Source organism: Croceicoccus estronivorus (assembly GCF_001625325.1).
In the GTDB taxonomy this organism is placed as follows: Bacteria; Pseudomonadota; Alphaproteobacteria; order Sphingomonadales; family Sphingomonadaceae; genus Caenibius; species Caenibius estronivorus.
In genome coordinates this window covers 540,549-559,371 of record NZ_JRQQ01000001.1, presented here as the reverse complement: position 1 = coordinate 559,371, position 18,823 = coordinate 540,549, and the positions used below count along the sequence as shown (strand labels likewise).

The window sequence follows — 18,823 nt, the reverse complement described above, 5'->3', positions numbered from 1 at the left end:
GTCCCCAATTATCCGGAATGTCGCACCCTGGCGGGACATTCTTACTTTCACCGGTGCCACGAAGCTGCCGGGCAAACGTGACAGGCCCTGCCTTGCCCGATCATCGCCAAGGTTACCATGTGAATCTGATGCCCCGCCATCGTCAGGCGGTGGGCGAGCTGCGATCCCCAAGCGAGGAATCAGAAGTGTGTGGAAGGTTCCACCAGACCGCTCTGAATCAGATCCGCGTCGCGGCGGAAAGCATCGACGGAATTTGCGAAAATTGGCACCACCACTTCGGACACGCCGAGCTCGGCAAAGGATGCGATCATATCGGCATTGCACTCGCGATCGCCGGGTGACGCAACGATGTCGACGTCCGTCGGTGATCGCCCATGCTCGGCCAGGAGGTCCTGGAGTGCCGCGAGCTTGGGGCGGAGAATATCCGGCGTCATGCGCATGGCGAACCATCCTTGCCCGAATCTGGCGACCCGGCGCATGGCGGGGATGCTCTCACCGCCGAAATACAGGGGCGGGTGGGGGCGCTGCACCGGTTTGGGCAAGTGTATGCAGGCCGGCAGATCGTAGAATTCGCCGTGATATTCCGAAACGGGGTCTTCCCAGAGGGTTCGTATCACCTGGATGTAATCGTTCAGCCGAGCGCCCCTGCGTTCGAACGGGGTATTGGTGGCGGCATATTCCTGTCCGCTCCAGCCGAGCCCGATGCCGGCTATGAATCTGCCATTGGACAACAGATCGAGGGCGGCGGCGGTTTTGGCGAAATAGACGGGGTTGCGTTGCGGCAGAATGGCAATGCCGGTTCCGAGCCGCAAAGTGGTGCTGTGCAGGGCAAGTGCGGTGAGCACTGTCAAAGGTTCGACAAGGCCGGCCTGGGACAGTTGTGCGGGCGGTCGCCCGTCGTCACTGTAGGGATAACTGTATTTCGGGTCATAGTCGCTGAAAGCCACGACATGTTCCGCGGCCCATACACCGGCAATCCCGCGTTGTTCGAGAATGCGGGCGGCTTCTGCGAGAAACAGCGGCAGCGGTTCCTGCTCCTCCCCGGTGATGAGCAGTTGGACGGAGATTTTCACAACGCGGGGCTCTTCGTCATGTGCAGGCATACCTCCACGAAACGCAAATCAGACACTCCAGCTCTTTGGAGCCCATTTGCACAGCCGGTTCCAACGGCTGCTTCACTAATTTCCGCATCCTCGGAATTCGAGGGGTGCGGCATGGGCGATTTGCCAAACCGGATATTGTGAACTTGACGGCAGCGTCAGGTTTCGATTTGTCGTCTGCTGGACAGGCCAAGAATACAAGTTGGCGGAGAGGCTATGAATGAAAGTCCGGCTCAGGACTTCATACAGTTGCGACCGGGAAAGCCGGATCGCTCTCTCATGAGTGCCGCTGGCCGATGATGGGCAGAGGTATGCGACGGCTTCCGGATGAGTGCTTTTCGGTTGTCGGTGCTGCCGAAGCTTTGCCTGATGGGGGCTCCATGCTTCCGGACTGCAAAGGGAGAGCGCGGTGAATAGTTCATTTTATTTCGATCCGTTCGCACCGGAATTCTTCGAGGACCCGTTTTCCGCCTACAAGGTGATGCGTCGGGAACATCCGGTCTACAAGCGTGAGATCGCCGATCACCGTATCTGGCCCCACTACTGGATGTTGAGCCGGGCTGAGGATATCGATGCGGCATTGAAGGACTGGCGGCGGTTCTCTTCGGCCAAGGGAACATTGATCGACACCGACATCACACTGATCCCGCCGAACATCTTCAACATGGACCCGCCACGGCATGATGAGCTTCGCGCGATCCTTGCGCGCGTGTTGACGCCCCGGCGCGTGACGGATCTCGAACCCGATATTGCCCGTTCGGCGAGAGAGATCGTGCGGGAACTGGCGCCCGCAGGCCGTCTGGATGCGGCGACCGATTTTGCCCAGCTGATCCCGACACTCACGATGTGTGCGCTGATGGATCTGCCGACCGAGGACAGGGCCCAGTTCCTGCGCTGGAATCTCGACACGCTTGCCGGCTCGGACTTTACCAGCCCCGCCGCTCTCAAGGCGTATGGGGAAATGGACGCCTATTGGAAGCGGCTTGTCGCGGAACGCCGCGTTAACAAGGGATCGGACCTGATTTCCCAGATCCTGCACCATGACAAGGCCGGTCTGGAACTCAGCGATGCCGAAATCGCGGGCTTTTGTTCGCTGCTGCATGACGCGTCACAGAACACGACGATGAACATGATCGCCAACGGGGTGATCGCTCTGGGGCGTAACCCGGACGAACGGCGGAAGCTGACAGCTGATCCGTCGCGGTGGTCCACCGCGCTGGAAGAACTCATCAGGTTCGTATCCCCGGTGCAGGGTCTCGCCCGCGTGACCACCTGCGATGTGGAACTGCACGGTGTGACCATTCCGGCAGGCGATCAGGTGCTGATCCTCTATGGATCTGCGAACCACGACGAGGATGTCTTCGATAATCCCGGCTGTCTCGATTTCGACCGGCCCCGCGTGAAAACGCATTGGAGCTTCGGCCAAGGCATTCACACTTGTCTGGGGGCTGCCGTCGCACGGCTGGAAACTCGCGTCGCGTTGCAGGCGCTGCTCGAAGTGGCCCCGGAATTCGACATTGTGGAGAGTGGCGTGGTCCGTAACCAGCTGGTTCCGACACGGGGCCTCGCGAGTGTGCCGATTGTCTTTGGATGAGGAAATGAAAATGGGCAGCCAACCGATCGACGACCAATTCGCTTTCGATCCGCACGATACCTCGAAATCCAAGGACTTCGCCCTGATGGACCGCATCCGGGCCACCAAGCCGGTATGTCGTCCGGCTGCGGATATGGTGCTGACCACGCGATGGAAGGACACGCGCGATGCGTTCATGGACATCGTGCGGTTTTCATCCGTGGGGGACATGCGGGCCCCCGGCGTTACCGTGCCGGTGGAGGAAAGCTTCCTTGGCGAAATTGACGCTCCGCTGCATCCCAGGATTCGGGCGGTGCTCATGCGGCAGTTCACGCCCAAGGCCGCTATCGCTGCCGAAGGCTGGGCCCGTGACAATGTACGGCGGCGGCTGGAGCGCTTTGCCGAGGCGGGCGGCGGCGACTTGATGAAGGCGCTTGCAATTCCCTTGCCGGGCTCCGTCTCTGCGCACGTCCTGGGCATCCCCGACGAATTGCATGAACAGGTCATGGAATGGTGCGATGAACTGCTCCACAGCACATGGCCGTCCCATGGCAAGACCGATCGCGGGGTGGGGATCAAGGGGGCGTTTCCGGAATTTTCCGCCGTGCTCGACGGTCTGATTTCGGAACGCGAAGAAGCGGGGGCAGAGGCGCCCGACGACCTGATTACGACGATGATCCAGGCGCGCGGTGACGACGGCTGGCAAATCGGCGCCCACCACATCCGCACGCTGATGGTCAATATTCTCTCGGGTTCGCTTTCCGCCAGCTACATGCTCGGCAATCTCCTCTATCGCTTCGTTCGGGATGCGGACTTCCGGCAGGCTCTCAGGACGGATCCCGCCTTGATCCCGCCTGCGGTGGATGAATCGCTCCGCCATGAATCGCCGGTTTCATTCCTTTTCCGCACGGCGCGGGAAGAGGGCGAGATCGGTGGGTGCCCGGTTCACAAAGGGGAGCATATCATGCTGGGTATCGCGGCGGCCAATCGCGATCCTTCAGTCTTTCCCGACGCCGGCGAATTCCGGCTGGATCGGGAGAATCCCCGCAATCATATCGCGTTTGGGTATGGTCCGCACACGTGCCTGGGCAACCATCTCACCCGCATGATCGGACGTGTCGTGCTGGAAGAAATGCTGGCGCAGTTCCCGGAAGCCAGTCTGGCGTTCAAGCCCGGCTTCGAGTGGCGATGTGTTGCACACCATCTCGAATATGGGCCCGAACGGCTCGACCTCGTCGCCAGTTAATTCATGTCACCGGGCAGCTTCCGCCATCGGCCATCAGCGTGTGCCCGGTAACGTAGGCGCTATCCTCCGAAAGCAGGAAGCGCGCGGCGCGGCCGATATCCTGCATGGGGTCGCCAAGCCGGCCCAAAGGGTTGCGGCCCATGACCCGGGCTTTCATCGACGGGTCGTTGACGAATGCCACGTCGAGCGCGGGCGTGGTGGCGAGTGGTGCCAGGCAGTTTACCCTGATCCCTTCCGGCCCCCATTCGCGGGCAAGAGCCCGGCCAAATCCCCGTTGCGCCGCCTTGACCGATGCATAGACGGGCAGTTTCGCCTTGCCTTCGAAACCGGCCTCGGATGTCAGCAGCAGCAAGGCTCCCCGGCTTTCCTTCAGATGAGGATACGCGAGGTGAGCCAGAAGATAGCTGCCACGCATCGACACCGCCATCTGGTGCCGAATTTCCCCAATTGTGAAGTCCGGCAACACGGCATGCTTGGTTGCCGACAGGTCGCTTGTGGCGTTGTGTACCGCGCCGTCGAGCTTGCCATCGGTGGCAACGACAGTGGCCAGGGCATCAGCGACGGAGCTTTCGTCCGTCACGTCGCAACTCACGAAGTGGCCGGTGCCGCCTGCATCAGTGACTTCCTTGGCCACGGCTTCGCCTTCTGCCGCACGGCGTGCAGCGATCCACACATTCCAGCCCGCTTCGCCGCAGGCCAGTGCGATACCACGGCCAACGCCGCCGCTGGCACCGGTAATAAGTACACTGCGCTTGCCGGATTTCACCATGACCGCCCCCGATCTGCGGGAAGAACGTGCCCGCTAAGATGCGCTGCCTCTGGAGACAGGATAAGTTTCACTGCGTTCAGGACATCCTCCTCCATCGTGCCGGGAAACCCCGGCAAAGGCGGTGCAGGTGCGATCGGGGGATCCGTGACCAGGCGGCAAGGTGTCAGGATCGTGTTGGCACGCACGCCACGCTTGCCTTCGGAGAGAGCCAGCGAGCGGGTGAGGGCGGAAACCGCCTCTGCCACCGCGGCCTCGGGCGCAAGGCCCGCGGCATCCAGCGGAGGGGGGCAATCGGTGACGGCGACGATTGTGCCTTCATCGGCGCACAGCAACGCGGACGCGCCAAGAGCGACCATCCAATGCAAGAGCGGGGTATCCGCGCGACTGTCCCAGTCGGGGGATGCGACGGACGATATCGGGGCATGGTCTTGCAGCTTCGGAAACAACGCCACGACAACACTGCCTGATCGTGGGCCTGACCCGGTCGTATCCCGCCATGCGGCTAAAGTGTCGTCATCGGCATCGCGGGCGAGGGGAATGAAGCGTGCATCAAATTCCTGTGCGATGCGGCAGGCTTCACTGTCATCGTACCCAATGACCGTGACATCTGTGCGTGCCAATGACCTCTCCTACCGTTCTTATGTCTCTGGATGATCGGATCCGTAACCCGGAGAGTGTCAATTTGTATTTGAAAATACCATTGGATCAACGCGAATATCGGAAAAATAACGAGAATGCGTAAAATGGAGAAATTTATGGAAGAGATGCTTTCTGAAAAGGTGGCCATGGTCACTGGCGGGGCTTCGGGCATTGGCCGGGCGACTTCTCTCGCCATGGCTCGTGCCGGTGCCGCTGTGGTTGTTGCCGACCTCGACGGTACCGGGGCCGAACGGGTCGCGGATGAAATCGTGGCCCAGGGTTATCGCGCGACTGGCGTTCGCATGGACGCGTCCAAGGAAGCGGACATCAAGGCGGCTATCGAAGCGGCTGTCGATCGTTTTGGCGGGTTGGACATTCTGCACAACAATGCGGCGGCATCGTCACCGTCATTGATGAATCGCGATTGCGATATCGTCTCAATGGATGCGGAGGTGTGGGACGAGGCATTTGCAGTGAATTTGCGAGGCCCGATGCTCGGTTGCAAATATGCCATTCCCGAAATGCTCAAGCGCGGCGGTGGTGCGATCATAAACACTTCGTCCGCCTCCGGTCTGGCCGGGGATCTCGCGCGTCCGGCCTACGGGGCTTCCAAGGGCGGGCTCAATACGCTCACCCGTTATGTGGCGACGCTTTATGGCAAGCAGAACATCAGGTGCAACGCGATTGCACCCGGGGTGATCCAGACGCCTGCGCTTGCCGCCAATATTTCGCGCGAGGAAATCGAAATCTATGAACGCAGCCACCTGACGCCCAGCCTGGGCCGGCCAGAGGATATCGCGTCGGTGGCGGTGTTTCTCGCTTCCCCTGCGGCGGCATTCGTCACCGGGCAGATCATTTCGGTGGATGGCGGGCTGCTGATACATCATCCCGCCTATGCGGAGTTCCTGAAGCGCAGCGGGGGCTAACGGGTTTCCATGCCTTGCAGGGTTCCTGCCTCCCGCCATGTGCGTAGCCGGGCCAGATAGTCCATCGGGTTGCCGTTGTATAAGTCGTTCAGTTGCTGGGCCCGGCCGCGCTTCCCTTCGAAATTGTAGATGCCCGGCGTACAGGTTTCGAGAAACGCCCGCCTTTGTGCGGACGATTCCAGCACTTCGTTGACCCAGCCGGCTTCGGCCTGCTCCGTCGGCTGGATGGCGGCGATCCCCCGGTCGAGGCAGGTCGTGACGATATGCGCGATGTGCAGCGCCTGCTCGTCGGCGATGTGCACGTAATTGATTGATGCGCCGGACTGAACATAGCTGATGAGCATGAAATTGGGGAAGCCGTGGGTCTGCATGCCGTAAAGGGTGCGGGCCCCTTCCGCCCAGTGCCGGCTTAACGGCTGTCCGCCTTCCCCGACGATGTCGAAGCCCGCTTCCTTCGTGAAATCCGTCATGAAAGCGAAGCCAGTTGCGAAAATCAGGCAATCGAGCGGGTATTCCTCGCCATTGACGACGATGCCTTTCGCGGTGATCCGTTCCACGCCCCGGCCCGCGGTATCCAGCAGAGTCACATTGTCGCGATTGAACGTGTCGAGATAATCGTCGCTGAAACCCGGGCGCTTGCACATATAGTGGTAATAGGGTTTGAGCGCGGCAGCGGTGTCTGGATCATGTACGATGCTGTCGATCTTTTGCCGCGTTTCCTCCATCTTGCGCATTTCCGCCAACCTCAATGCCTCGGGAGTCGGCGGTGTGGTAGCGGCATCGCCGCCTGTGCCCATGAGTGTCTGGAACAGTGTGGTCCAGCCGTCGTTCACCAAGTCCCGGCTCGCATTGGCGCCTGACGTTACAGCTGTGAAATTGTCTCTGCGTTCTTGCGCCCAGCCGGGTTTGAGTTCCTGAACCCAGTCGGGGTCGGTGGGGCGGTTGCCGCGTGCGTCAATGGAGGAAGGGGTTCGCTGGATGACGAAGAGATGTTTGGCTGAACGCGCCAGGTAAGGGGTGCACTGTATGCCGGTCGCGCCGGTGCCGATAATCCCCACGACCTTGTCTTCCAGACCGGTCATTCCGCCGTTGGCATCGCCGCCGGTATAGGCGTAGTCCCAGCGGCTGGTGTGAAAGGCATGGCCGGAAAAACCGGCGATGCCGGGAATGCCGGGGAGCTTGGGTGTGCTCAGCACGCCGATGCAGGAAACAAGGAAGCGTGCCGCGAGTGTGTCCCCCCGATCCGTTCGCACGATCCACCTGCACCTGTCGGCGTCCCACGCCGCCTGTGTAACCGTGGTCTGGAACAGTGCCTTTTCATAAAGGCCGAACCGTTCGCCTATCCTCCGGCAATGGTCATGAATTTCCGCCGCCCGTGCGTATTTTTCGGTCGGAATATAACTCAGTTCTTCGAGCAGCGGCATGTAGATGTACGATTCCACATCGCATGCGGCGCCGGGATAGCGGTTCCAGTACCAGGTCCCGCCGAAGTCGGCGCCTTTCTCGATTATCCGGACATCCTCTGTTCCTGCCTGACGCAGACGGCATCCGACCAGCAGACCGGAAAATCCGCCCCCGATGATAGCGACATCGATCTCTTCCGCCACCGGATCGCGTTTCAGCGTTGGATCGGCGTGAGGGTCCTTCGCGAAGTCCGCGAACTTCCCTTCCAATGGCGCATACTGGTTGAGCCCATCTGCCCGCAGGCGCTTTCTCCGTTCCTCGGCGTACTTCTGCTCCAATGCCTCGATATCGATTTCAAGGTCGCTGGATTCCGGTGTCTGTTTCAATCCGGTGCTCTCCCGGCGCTTGCAGCGCCTGTTGGTGTCTTTTGCCAGGCGATTGAAGGGAAGTTCATGGTCCGCGTCAGTGGAATGACCGTCCGCCGTCGACGGCCAGAGTGGCGCCCGTGATGTAGGATGCCTCGTGACTGCCCAGGAAGGCTATCGCCTCCGCGATTTCGACCGGCTGGGCGGCGCGTTTCATGCTGTATCGGGCTGCGAAACTTGCAGCTAGTTGCTCGTTGCCGGGGCCATGCAGGTAGGGGGCAACCATGGGTGTATCGGTCAAGCCGGGGCAGATGGCATTTGCCCGGATTGTCGGTGCCAGACCTGCTGCCAATGCCTTGGTGAACGAAATCAGTCCGCCTTTCGAGGCCGCGTAGGCGGGTGTGCCGGCCGCGCTTGGCAGCAGGGCCTCGCCGCTGGCAACGTTGACGATTGCGGAGCCATCCTGTGCAGAAAGGAAGGGAAGGGCTGCCCGGCAAATCCGGTATGGGGCGGTCAGGTTGATCGCGAACACGCGGGCCCAGATCTCCGGGTCCAGCTCTGCCAGTCCGCGTCCCTCGGGCACGCCCGCGACATTGATGACGCAGTCCAGTCCGCCCAGCAGTTCCGCCGCCGAGGCGACTGACCGGTCGACCGCATCACCATCGGTGAGATCGACCGGCAGGCAATGCCCACCCAGTTCGTCGACCGCAGACTGCAATCCCGCCGCGTCGATGTCGACCATGGCCAGTGCGGCCCCTTCCTGTGCGAGAATGCGGGCGGTCGCAAGGCCGATCCCGGATGCCGCGCCGGTGATATAGACGCGTCGTCCGCGATAACGGGCATTTCTGTCTGTCCGGTCCGTGGGTGTTGTCATGGTGTAGTTCCGATCATCGATTCTTCACGGGGGTCGGTCGTTGCCGTTGGCGAATGGGTCTCAGAAGACGATTTTCATGTCGACGCCATAGGTAATCGGTTTCTTGAAGATCGCGCCGGCGAAGCCGAGACTCCCGAAGTCGATACCATAGGCGATGTTCTTCTGGTTGGTCAGGTTGTCACCCCAAACCCCGAATTCCATCTTCGTGCCGCCGATGTCGATATCTTCCAGCGAAAGTCGTGCCTTCACATTCCGGTCTGTGCCGGATTTGATATTTTCGTTGAATGGCGTGGTCGCATCGAGGGCGTTGAAATAGATCGACGTGCGAAGTGAATAATCGATCCGCAGGCGGGCCAGCCCGCCAGTGAATTCATAGGCATATTCGCCGCCCAGATGCAGGGTCCACTTCGGTGTGTAGATCGGCTTGGCGGCGTCGGCGACGTCACTGACGATGTCGGTGACCGGGTCGCGGAACAGGAATTGGCGGTACTCGGTATGCACATAGCCCACCGATCCGTCGAGGCTGAAGCCCGGCAGCGGGGTTGCGGCAAATTCTGCTTCGAAGCCTTGCAGCCGTACTTTGCCCGCATTGACGATGAGCCCGGTTGCCCCTGCGCTACCCGCTGCGAACTGGGTCAGCTGACGGTCGGTGTAGTTGGTGATGTATCCCGCCAGGTTAAGCCGGAGGCGATGATCGAAGAATTCCGACTTGATGCCGGCTTCGTAGGCCATTGCCTTTTCCGGCTTGAACGTATTGATGACTGTCGCGCGGGGGTTGATGCCGCCAGAGCGATAGCCGGTCGAAACGCGGGCATATACCATGAGGTCAGGCGCCAGTTCGTATGAGGCGGAAGCCAGCCATGAAAGGTTTTCCGAACTCACCTTGCCTGTGAGATTGGGTTGTACGTCACCGGCGAGAGTCAGGGTTTTCTTGTCCCGGGTGTACCGCAGGCCGCCTGTCAGCTCCAGTTTCTGATCCAGTGCCGATGGTTTCCAGCTTACCTGACCGAACAGGGCCCTGGACTCTGCCTTGCCCCGTATGGCCTGTATCGGGTTCAGATTGATACCAGCATCGCCGCCTTCGAGGACGAAGGTCAGCCGTTGATCGTAGTATTCCGATACCCTCTCGTGGAAATAGTATGCGCCGGCGAGGTAACTGAAGTCGCCAACGGTGCCCAGTGCCTGAAATTCCTGGCTGAACTGGCGTTGTTTCGCGGGGTTGATCCGGCCGGTATATGGTGTGACCGATGCGATCGACGGGTCAAATGTGATCGGATCGAGTACCACCCCTTGCAGGTCGCCATTCCCGCTGAGATCCGTGATCGTATCCTGAAAGAAGCGTCGATATCCGGTAATGGATTTGAGCGTCAGGGCGGGTGATGCCTCGTACGTGAGATTCAGTGCGTGGCCCCACACCTTGACTTTCGAACCGTATCCGCGGCGGCCGGAGCTGTCGACGAAACCCGTCTCCTGAACGGTTTGCTGACGTTCCGGGCTGATCAGAAACGCTGGGCCGCCATAATCCGGTGACGCGCTGTAATACTTGATGATGTCCTGCGTTGCCGCAACGATCTGGAAGAATGGCGTAGTGCCCCGCCTGTTATTGTAGTCGAAGCTGTAGGTTGCCGTCACATCGCCGAGATCCGCTTCGGCCCCGATAACGATGCTGTCATTCTTGACCGATCCCGGATCCTGCGAATCCGGTGTGACCGTGCTGTTTATGTAGCCGTCATTCTGGCGGTGCTGTGCGGTTATAGACAGCTTGATCGGGGAAGAGCCGATAAAGCCGGTGTCGACACGACTGCGAACGAACCAGTCATTATAGCGGCCGTAACCCGCCTTTGCTTCCATCGCGAATTCGTCGCGTGGTTTTCGGGAGACGAACTGCACGGCTCCGCCAATGGTATTGCGGCCAAACAATGTACCTTGCGGTCCGCGAAGGACTTCGACACGTTCGATATCTGCGACATCGAACAGCGTTCCGGCGGAACGGGCGATATAGACGCCGTCAAGATAAATGCCGACGCCTTGTTCGGCCACTGACGATGGCTCATTGTTGCCGATGCCACGGATATAGACTGTGGCTCCGGACAGGTTTGACGGCAGCGCCGCGACGAGCAGGTTCGGGGCAAAACGAGGCAGTGCGGTCGCATCGACGATGTTCTGGCGGTCGAGAAATTCTCCGGAAAGTGCAGTCACCGCGACCGGGACGTTTTGCAGTTTTTCGCTGGACCGTCGGGCCGTAACGACGATTGTTTCCAGACCTCCGGAGGTGGAGACCTGTTCCGCCGAAGTGTCGGGCGTATCGTTCGTGGTTGCTGCCCTCGCCGTCGGCGCAAACGTTAGCTGGATTGCAAGAAGGGAAAGCCCAACGGCTCCCGTCGAGATTCTGGTCATACCATCTCCCCATCTGGGGCCGTTGCGGCTTCAGTCCGCTGATTGTCTCGCGACGGCCTCTACAGCAGTCAGAAACTGCCTTGGGGAGTATTCGATCGGGAAATGATAATGTATCTGTAAATTGCGTCCGTTCCGCATATCCGAAATGATGGGATGCTCCTTGTTTTGAAGGAATCAATCCGAACAGTATTTATTTACATCATACATTAATTACATTGACCTCTTGTGGGAAAACACGTCAATATAGACAGAATATGACCACTATTCTTGTATTTCCGGTGCGGGGGTTGCTGCGGGGGTAGTAGGAATAACTTCATGTTCTGGCCGTTTCCGCCATGCCTGACCAAGGGCCACATGGCTGGAACCATGTGGGGAAATTGTTAGCCCCCTGGCTCAGCCACCCATCGGCAGGGCATAGGCGACCATGGCGTCACTGATGGGTGTTTCCATGAAGTGGTGTCCGCCGGCCATAACGACCACGAATTGCCTTCCGTCTTGCGAATAGGTCATGACATTGGCTTGCCCGCCGCCGGGCAATTCATCATGCCATACCGTCTTGCCCGTTTCGAGATCTATCGCCCGGATCAGGTTATCGGTAGCAGCGGCGATGAACACCAGCCCACCCGCAGTGACCACGCTGCCACCGTTGTTCGGAGTGCCGATTTCGAACGGCAGACCAAGGCTGGTGCCCCATGGGCCATTTGCGCGCGCTGAACCGAACGGGCGGTCCCAGATCGTCTTGCCGGTCAGGAGGTCTATGGCGCGAATACCGCCATAGGGGGGCTCTTTGCACAGCAGGCCGGTTAGGCCCAGGCGCCAGCCCGCGTTCACATCAATCGCGTAGGGGGTGCCGGCCTGGGGATCGCCAGCCCCTTCCGCATGGCCATTGCCTGTGTTCCCTTCCGGGCCGCGCGGTTGCCATCCGCGTGCATCCGCCTTCTTGCGGGGGACCAGCTGGTTGTAGTTGGGCATGTCGTTGTAGTTTGCGACAATCACCCCGCGAAGCGGATCCACTGCGACGGAACCCCAATCGGATCCGCCGTTATAGCCGGGATACTCAATCCAGTGCCGATCGGCGGTCGGGGCAGTGAAGTAGCCGTCATAAGCCGATTGCCGGAACTGAATGCGGCAGATCATCTGGTCGATAGGGGTCATACCCCACATATCCCGTTCGCGCAGAACAGGCTGGCGCAAGGTATGGAACAGTGAATGGGGCTGGGTCGGGCTGCGCATCTGCGGTTCCACTCCGCCCCGGGGCGCCTTTACTTCCTTCACGTCATGGATCGGGGTGCCGTCGCGACGGTCGAGTACATACATGTCGCCTTCCTTCGAAGGCAGGATCAGCGCGGGCGTTCCATCAGGCAAATCCACAAGCGTGGCCTGACTGCCAAGGTCATAATCCCACACATCCATGTGGACAGTCTGGAAGCGCCAGACAGGTTCGCCGGTTTCCGCATTGAGTGCGACCAGCGAACTGGAAAAGGTGTTCTCCTGCGGGCTGCGGTCGCTGCTCCAGTAATCGACTGCGCTGTTGCCCATCGGCAGATAGACCAGCCCGAGCTTTTCATCCGCCGATGCGGTGGTCCACATGTTGGGTGTGCCGCGCGTGTATTGCTCACCGGGTGCCGGTGGACCGTATTCGCCGGGGCGTCCGAGATCCCATGCCCATGCGAATTTCCCGGTTTCTGCGTCGAATGCCTGGATCACGCCGGAAGGTGCGTTGTTCTTTTGCCCGTCCAGCACTTGATGGCCGGTGATGATTTTGCCGCGAACCACGACAGGCGGGGCGGTAATGGAAACCATGCCCGGATTGACCGGGCCCATACCTTGTTTGATGTCGACCTGCCCGTTCAGCCCGAAGTCGGCACATGGGCGGCCGGTTTCCGCATCGACTGCGATCAGGCGACCATCCAGGGTACCTTCGATGATGCGCAGCGCGCAAGGTTGGGGCTTCTGCGCCACACCGACAAAACTGCGCAAGGCTGGCACCGCCCCGGACAGGCCTGCATCGTTCTTCGCCGGGGACGTATTCTTCCGCCATGCGGTCACGCCCCGGCATGATGCGGAATAGGGGATTGCCGCAGTGGACACCTTGGGATCGTAGCGCCAGATTTCCTCACCTGTCGCCGCGTCGAGGGCGATGAGGATATTCATCGCGCTGCACAGATAGAGCCGATCGCCGATCTTGAGGGGGGTAGTCTCAGCCGCATATTTTCCGATGCCTGCCCCTTTGGGCAGGTCGCCCGTGTGCGCCGTCCAGGCAACTTTCAGCCTCGATGCGTTGTCCGGCGTGATCTGATCGAGTCGTGAATAGCGCTGACCGGCCTGGGTGCCGCCCCACGCGGGCCAATCGCTTCCAGCGGCTTGATTGGACGCCATGATTCTGGCTGCTGCTGGAAACGGGTTATGCTGATGGCTGGGCTGGGCGATCGAGGCGCCTAACAGGATTACGCCGAGCAGAGCGAGGCTGCCCACCGCTCCGATGATTGCCTGGCGCCACGGGGTGCGTCCATCGATCAAGGGCGCAAGCAGGGCCAGCAAGGCGAGCAGGATGGACGGGCCGACCAGCCGGGGAACCAGTGCCCACGGGTCCGCTCCGCTTTCCCAGAGCGCCCATGGCACTGTTAGAGCGAAGACCAGCACATAGACCCAAATGCCCAGCCGATTGCCGCGGACGAGCAGCACAGCCGACACCACCAGGCCGATACCGGCCAACAGGTAATAGGGGGACCCGCCAGCAAAAAGCAGCCACGCACCGCCGATTGCGAGAATGATTCCGATGAGGCCAAACACGAACCCCACTATCCATCCGGCAGCGGATCGTCTTGTGGACCGGGCTCCTTCTGCGGCATCCATGGCGTACTCTCCAAAATTCTGGCTAGTCTGCTCCTTTAATGAATGGCGTTCGATGCTGTTCCGAATTCATTGAGATAGGTGTCCCGTTCCTTCTCAAAAAGGTATCGTTGTGCGATTTTGAAGGAGAATGTAGCCGGTCAATGTGGCTCCGGGTGGGCTCTATTGCATTTACTATTTCTCTGTCATTTCAGTCAGAAGTGCGATGTGTCCGGCCGCCTGATCCACATTTCTCCTCAGATATTGGTTTGAACGGGAAAATCTAATATCGAAAATCGCAATCTGGTGGATGACTTCACGGTAAATTGCGTATCATCAGAATGGCCTGATTGTGCGGGCTGGCCTTGCGGCCGCAAAGCAGTCAGAATGGATGACTTCGTGATACGGTGCAGATCGAGCCCAGAGCGGGCCGTGGCTTGCCGCAAGCCGGTTATCGCGGGTAATATGCCGCAAAGGCAGAAAATCGAGAGAGGATTCGAGCGTGACAGGTACAAGTGAACAAGCTGCCGATGGGGCGGCATCCCAGGCAGGACTTTCCCCGGTTAAAGGTCTCTTCGTTCTGGGTGGTGTCGTGGTTGCCGTCGGGCTGTTGATTGCCATTGCCGCGGCATTGGGCCTTTCGGCACTTTATGGCGGCTTTTTGTTCGTGCTTTACTGGACTGCCTTCTGCCATGCCCAGATGGACAAGTTCGTGCCTGCGCTGATCGGGTCGTTTGGTGGCCTGGCGTTGGCCTATGGACTTCAGGCGTTGCCAGCTGCGCTCGGAGCGGAAGCCGGCATGGCGCTGGCATTGGTCCTCGTGCTGTTGGCGATCTATTTCATTATCATGGGGTGGCTGCCCATTCTCGTGAACAATGCGTTCATGCTGTTCCTGACCGTTGGCACGATTCCCGCGCTGCACGAAGGAACGACGCTGTCGGCAATCGGGCAGGCTATCGTCGTTGCGGCCATCTATACCTTCATCCTGGTACAGGTGGGCACCAAACTTGCCAGCAAAGGTGCGGGGAAGGCCGCTCCGGCCTCGGAACTGTCCGCCTGACGGGAACAGTATGCTTCGTCGGCGATGACTGAAGCGGTTTCCAAAGTTTAGAACGCGCTGACAGGGGCATGAGAAACATGCCCCTGTCGCGTCGTCAATTATCCTGCGGCTAGGCCGCCATCGACAATGAGACCGTGGCCGACCATGTAGCTCGCCGAACCGGCGACCCAGACAATCGTTTCGGCAATTTCCTCCGGCTCTGCAATCCGTCCGATCGGATGGTTCTGCGCCACCAGATCTTCACCACCTTCGGGAAGCGAACCGAGATTATCGGCCATGATGGCGGTTTTTACGCCGCCCGGGCAAACGGCGTTGATGCGAATGCCTTCGCGTGCGTACTGCAACGCGGCTGAACGGGTCAGCCCCAGCACTGCGTGCTTGCTGGCGGAATAGGATGGCTTGTTCGGCACCCCGGCAAAGGAAGCGAACGAGCCGACATTGACGATCGAGCCGCCTTTGCCTTTCATCCGGGCGATTTCTTCCTTCATGCACAGGAACACGCCGCGTGCGTTGATGGACATGATTCGGTCGAATGAATCCAGCGACCAGTCCGCTTCCAGTGCGAATTCCGGATCGATGCCCGCATTGTTCACGGCATAATCCAGTCCGCCATAAGTATCGACAGTGTACCGGACCATGGCCGCCACCTGATCGGGAACAGAAACATCGCATGATGCGAAGCTTGCCGTACCGCCATCAGCGGTGATCTGGGAAACCGTTTCCTCGCCAGCCTCGGCCAGATAGTCGGCGACGACGACTTTTGCGCCCTGCTTCGCGAAAAGCTTCGCAGTTGCGCGTCCAATTCCGCCGCCCGCGCCAGTGACCAGTGCGACTTTACCCTGCATATCTTTCATTCGTTCCGGATCCTCTCCAAAAGTTTGCGGGGCCCCGTGTACCGCTGTCCCCGCATCGCGTCGAGCGGGGAGGGCGGCAAGGAGCATGGTAATTTGCTTCAGCCTGCGGGAAATCACCAGTCGTCGGGAAGTCCAGCGCGGGCTGGCAATACAGCGGCTCTTTCACCGCTGATGGAAATCAGTGCAAGCCATAAGGGGCCAAGCCATGTATGGGGCCTGTCGAACCCTGATATGCTTGGCAAGAGTTATACCATTCTCTCCACTGATCCGGGCCTTGCCGTGCGTTTCCCGCTTCCTTGCCATCCGGCTGGCACCACTTTTTTGTGAGTATCATGACTTTTTCCAATCTCGTGCCATCGCTTGGCGAAGCGCTTGCCGAACGCGGCTATGCCGAACCCACGCCCGTTCAGGCCGCCGTATTGCAATCCGAAGCCTTGGGCCGGGATCTCGTCGTTTCGGCGCAGACCGGTTCCGGCAAGACGGTGGCCTTCGGCCTCGCCATTGCGGGGGAGCTCCTCACCGACGGTGAAAACCAGCCCAATTCTCAATTGCCGCGTGCATTGGTGATCGCACCTACGCGCGAACTTGCAATGCAGGTCAGCCGTGAATTGTCATGGCTGTACGGCAAGGCGGGGCTGCGTATCGCCACATGCGTAGGCGGCATGGATCCTTCGAAGGAGCGGCGCACGCTGCGCTCCGGCCCGGCGATTGTCGTCGGCACCCCGGGGCGCCTGCGTGACCATCTGGAACGCGGGGCGCTCGACCTTTCGGCCTTGGCCGCGGTCGTGCTCGACGAAGCGGACGAGATGCTGGACATGGGTTTCCGGGAAGATCTGGAGGAAATTCTCGATGCAACGCCCGACGGGCGCCGCACCTTGCTGTTTTCCGCGACCATGCCACGTCCGATCGTAGCCCTTGCCAAGCGCTACCAGACCGACGCCCTGCGCATTTCCCTGGTCGGGGAAGATCGAGGTCATGGCGATATTGAATACCAGGCGATGACGGTATCGCCGTCGGAGATCGAGAATGCCGTGGTCAACCTCCTGCGCTTTCACGAGGCGGAAACGGCGATCCTGTTCTGTGCCACGCGCGACAACGTGCGACACCTGCACGCAACCTTGCAGGAACGGGGCTTCGCAGTGGTCGCTCTCTCGGGCGAACACTCGCAGTCGGAACGTAATCAGGCCTTGCAGGCCCTTCGCGACCGTCGCGTGCGGGTCTGTGTCGCGACCGACGTAGCGGCGCGCGGGATCGATCTGCCCACGCTCAGCCTTGTCGTTCATGTGGAGATTCCGCGGGACGCCGAAACGTTGCAGCATCGTTCGGGGCGCACCGGCCGTGCAGGCAAGAAAGGAACGGCAGTGCTGATCGTTCCCTACCCCCGCCGCCGGCGTGTGGAAACGATGCTGCGCAGTGCGAAAATCAATGCCAGCTGGATCGACGTGCCAAGCCCGGAAGCCATCCGGGTGAAGGATCGCGAACGCCTGATGGCGATGCTGCTGGCGCCGGTCGACTACGATGACGAGGATCGCGCATTGGCTCGGCAGCTGATGGAGCAACGCTCTGCGGAAGATATTGCCGCGGCATTGGTCCATGCGCACCGGCAGACAATGCCGCAGCCGGAAGAAATGATTGCAAATACGCCCGAGGCTCAGCGGGCGGCACAGAAGGAGCGGCATCGTCCGGGTTTTGAGGACACCGTTTGGTTCCGCATCGCGGTTGGCCGCAACCATAATGCCGAACCGCGCTGGATTTTGCCGTTGCTGTGCCGGCGGGGGCATATCACCCGCAATGAGATTGGTGCTATCCGGATTGCGCGGGATGAAACGCATTTCCAGATTCCCCGCACGATCGCCGATAAATTCTCCGATGCGCTGCAACGGACCGGGCGCGAGGAAAGTGACGAGGATCGCGTTCTGATCGAACCGTCGGAAAGCGGCCCGCGAGAGCAGGCGCGCGATAATCGCAAGCGGAACGGCCCTGGCCCGCGTGAGAGGTACAAGCCGCGCCCGACCCACGACGCTCCGCCACGCGGACCGTTCAAGGGGCGGAAGAAAGGCCCCGGCAACACCGGCGGCAAACCCGGCGGTAGGAAACGGCCCAAGAAGGGTTGAACGAAGGCCGGGAAGATCACCGGGCATCGCAAGGGGAATTTTGCGTAAAAATTCCATCTGAACTGATGATCTTCCCAAAGGGCGGCGTCTTGCAACTGACAGCAAGGAGCCGCCAATGCCCGATTCCACTGAACTATCGCTGATTTGCCGGAGATACCGTGATGCCTTCGGTGCGGCGATCACGCCATCTTTCGACAGCTATATCGGGTGCGGGGCGCAGGGGCGCACGGGGGCTGCGCTTGGTTATTGCCGGGCGGACAGTGGGCCGCTTTTCCTGGAAGCTTATCTCGATCAGGCAATTGAAGAACTGGTGAGCGCCGCCTGCGGGCGGCATGTTGCGCGGGAGCAGATTGTCGAAATCGGCAATTTTGCGGCTGACAATGCCCTGACAATGGTGGAGCTGTGGGGCGCCGCGGCCAATGATCTGGGCGCGGCGGGTGAACTGGCAGTGGCCACACTGACTGCCCCGCTGCGGCGGATGTTCGCCCGGATCGGAGTGCCGGTCACGGTGCTGGCTCCTGCCAATCCGGAACGGCTCGGCACTGGCAGTTGCGATTGGGGGCAATACTACGAATTCGATCCGCAAGTCTGCATGGGCGTGATTGCGGAGGGCCAGAATGCCATCGCTGCATTCATGGCGCGGCGGCAATCACGGCGGGAGGCTGCCTGA

The 18,823-nt window shown here is 60.3% G+C and carries 14 protein-coding genes; 6 read left to right on the top strand and 8 right to left on the bottom strand.

Features of this window, described 5'->3' with window-relative positions:
* Positions 1-179: 179 nt before the first annotated feature.
* Complete coding sequence (locus MB02_RS02790) at positions 180-1,073, bottom strand: LLM class F420-dependent oxidoreductase (protein ID WP_170304610.1); 894 nt, start codon at positions 1,071-1,073, stop codon at positions 180-182.
* 436 nt (positions 1,074-1,509) lie between these two features.
* Between MB02_RS02790 and MB02_RS02785 the strand changes: the two genes are divergently transcribed.
* Both MB02_RS02785 and MB02_RS02780 read left to right on the top strand, forming a co-directional pair.
* Positions 1,510-2,694, top strand: coding sequence for a cytochrome P450 (locus tag MB02_RS02785; protein WP_067531982.1), 1,185 nt, complete (start codon positions 1,510-1,512; stop codon positions 2,692-2,694).
* 10 nt (positions 2,695-2,704) lie between these two features.
* Positions 2,705-3,919 (top strand): cytochrome P450, encoded by a 1,215-nt coding sequence (locus MB02_RS02780; RefSeq protein ID WP_170304609.1) that lies wholly within the window; start codon positions 2,705-2,707, stop codon positions 3,917-3,919.
* Position 3,920: 1 nt separating this feature from the next.
* On the opposite strand, the gene MB02_RS02775 is transcribed toward MB02_RS02780, so the two are convergent.
* Together MB02_RS02775 and MB02_RS02770 are read right to left on the bottom strand one after the other, a co-directional pair.
* Positions 3,921-4,688, bottom strand: coding sequence for an SDR family NAD(P)-dependent oxidoreductase (locus MB02_RS02775; RefSeq protein ID WP_067531978.1), 768 nt, complete (start codon positions 4,686-4,688; stop codon positions 3,921-3,923).
* Positions 4,682-5,308: a Rossmann-fold NAD(P)-binding domain-containing protein gene (locus tag MB02_RS02770; RefSeq protein WP_067531976.1), complete on the bottom strand. Its 627-nt coding sequence runs from the start codon at positions 5,306-5,308 to the stop codon at positions 4,682-4,684. The genes MB02_RS02775 and MB02_RS02770 overlap by 7 nt, the downstream gene beginning before the upstream one ends.
* A gap of 135 nt (positions 5,309-5,443) precedes the next feature.
* On the opposite strand from MB02_RS02770, the gene MB02_RS02765 reads away from it, so the two are divergent.
* Positions 5,444-6,253, top strand: a complete 810-nt coding sequence (locus MB02_RS02765) for an SDR family NAD(P)-dependent oxidoreductase (RefSeq protein WP_067532380.1) — start codon at positions 5,444-5,446, stop codon at positions 6,251-6,253.
* On the opposite strand, the gene MB02_RS02760 is transcribed toward MB02_RS02765, so the two are convergent.
* The 4 genes from MB02_RS02760 to MB02_RS02745 form a co-directional block, all read right to left on the bottom strand.
* Positions 6,250-8,043 (bottom strand): flavin-containing monooxygenase, encoded by a 1,794-nt coding sequence (locus tag MB02_RS02760; protein ID WP_067531974.1) that lies wholly within the window; start codon positions 8,041-8,043, stop codon positions 6,250-6,252. The two genes, MB02_RS02765 and MB02_RS02760, sit on opposite strands and share 4 nt — an antisense overlap.
* 76 nt (positions 8,044-8,119) lie before the next feature.
* A complete protein-coding gene (locus tag MB02_RS02755) occupies positions 8,120-8,896 on the bottom strand; it encodes an SDR family NAD(P)-dependent oxidoreductase (RefSeq protein ID WP_067531972.1) in 777 nt (258 codons plus the stop codon).
* A gap of 60 nt (positions 8,897-8,956) precedes the next feature.
* The gene (locus MB02_RS02750) at positions 8,957-11,293 is read right to left on the bottom strand and encodes a TonB-dependent receptor (protein WP_067531970.1); all 2,337 of its coding nucleotides are present in this window, start codon (positions 11,291-11,293) and stop codon (positions 8,957-8,959) included.
* Between the two features lie 393 nt (positions 11,294-11,686).
* Positions 11,687-14,149: a membrane-bound PQQ-dependent dehydrogenase, glucose/quinate/shikimate family gene (locus MB02_RS02745; protein WP_067531968.1), complete on the bottom strand. Its 2,463-nt coding sequence runs from the start codon at positions 14,147-14,149 to the stop codon at positions 11,687-11,689.
* Between the two features lie 478 nt (positions 14,150-14,627).
* On the opposite strand from MB02_RS02745, the gene MB02_RS02740 reads away from it, so the two are divergent.
* A complete protein-coding gene (locus tag MB02_RS02740) occupies positions 14,628-15,185 on the top strand; it encodes a hypothetical protein (RefSeq protein ID WP_156495385.1) in 558 nt (185 codons plus the stop codon).
* Between the two features lie 98 nt (positions 15,186-15,283).
* On the opposite strand, the gene MB02_RS02735 is transcribed toward MB02_RS02740, so the two are convergent.
* Entirely contained in the window at positions 15,284-16,039 is a 756-nt protein-coding gene (locus tag MB02_RS02735; protein WP_067531964.1) for an SDR family NAD(P)-dependent oxidoreductase, read from the bottom strand.
* A gap of 332 nt (positions 16,040-16,371) precedes the next feature.
* Here MB02_RS02735 and MB02_RS02730 point away from each other — a divergent pair, with 332 nt between their 5' ends.
* Together MB02_RS02730 and MB02_RS02725 are read left to right on the top strand one after the other, a co-directional pair.
* Positions 16,372-18,153 (top strand): DEAD/DEAH box helicase, encoded by a 1,782-nt coding sequence (locus tag MB02_RS02730; protein ID WP_067531962.1) that lies wholly within the window; start codon positions 16,372-16,374, stop codon positions 18,151-18,153.
* A 115-nt stretch (positions 18,154-18,268) separates the two neighbouring features.
* Entirely contained in the window at positions 18,269-18,823 is a 555-nt protein-coding gene (locus MB02_RS02725; protein WP_067531960.1) for a thermostable hemolysin, read from the top strand.

Bases quoted from the DNA above. Each gene is read 5' to 3' on its own strand.
- MB02_RS02780 (WP_170304609.1), top strand. From the start codon at position 2,705: ATGGGCAGCCAACCGATCGACGACCAATTCGCTTTCGATCCGCACGAT.
- MB02_RS02775 (WP_067531978.1), bottom strand. From the start codon at position 4,688: ATGGTGAAATCCGGCAAGCGCAGTGTACTTATTACCGGTGCCAGCGGC.
- MB02_RS02765 (WP_067532380.1), top strand. From the start codon at position 5,444: ATGGAAGAGATGCTTTCTGAAAAGGTGGCCATGGTCACTGGCGGGGCT.
- MB02_RS02755 (WP_067531972.1), bottom strand. From the start codon at position 8,896: ATGACAACACCCACGGACCGGACAGACAGAAATGCCCGTTATCGCGGA.
- MB02_RS02750 (WP_067531970.1), bottom strand. From the start codon at position 11,293: ATGACCAGAATCTCGACGGGAGCCGTTGGGCTTTCCCTTCTTGCAATC.
- MB02_RS02745 (WP_067531968.1), bottom strand. From the start codon at position 14,149: ATGGATGCCGCAGAAGGAGCCCGGTCCACAAGACGATCCGCTGCCGGA.
- MB02_RS02735 (WP_067531964.1), bottom strand. From the start codon at position 16,039: ATGAAAGATATGCAGGGTAAAGTCGCACTGGTCACTGGCGCGGGCGGC.
- MB02_RS02730 (WP_067531962.1), top strand. From the start codon at position 16,372: ATGACTTTTTCCAATCTCGTGCCATCGCTTGGCGAAGCGCTTGCCGAA.
- MB02_RS02725 (WP_067531960.1), top strand. From the start codon at position 18,269: ATGCCCGATTCCACTGAACTATCGCTGATTTGCCGGAGATACCGTGAT.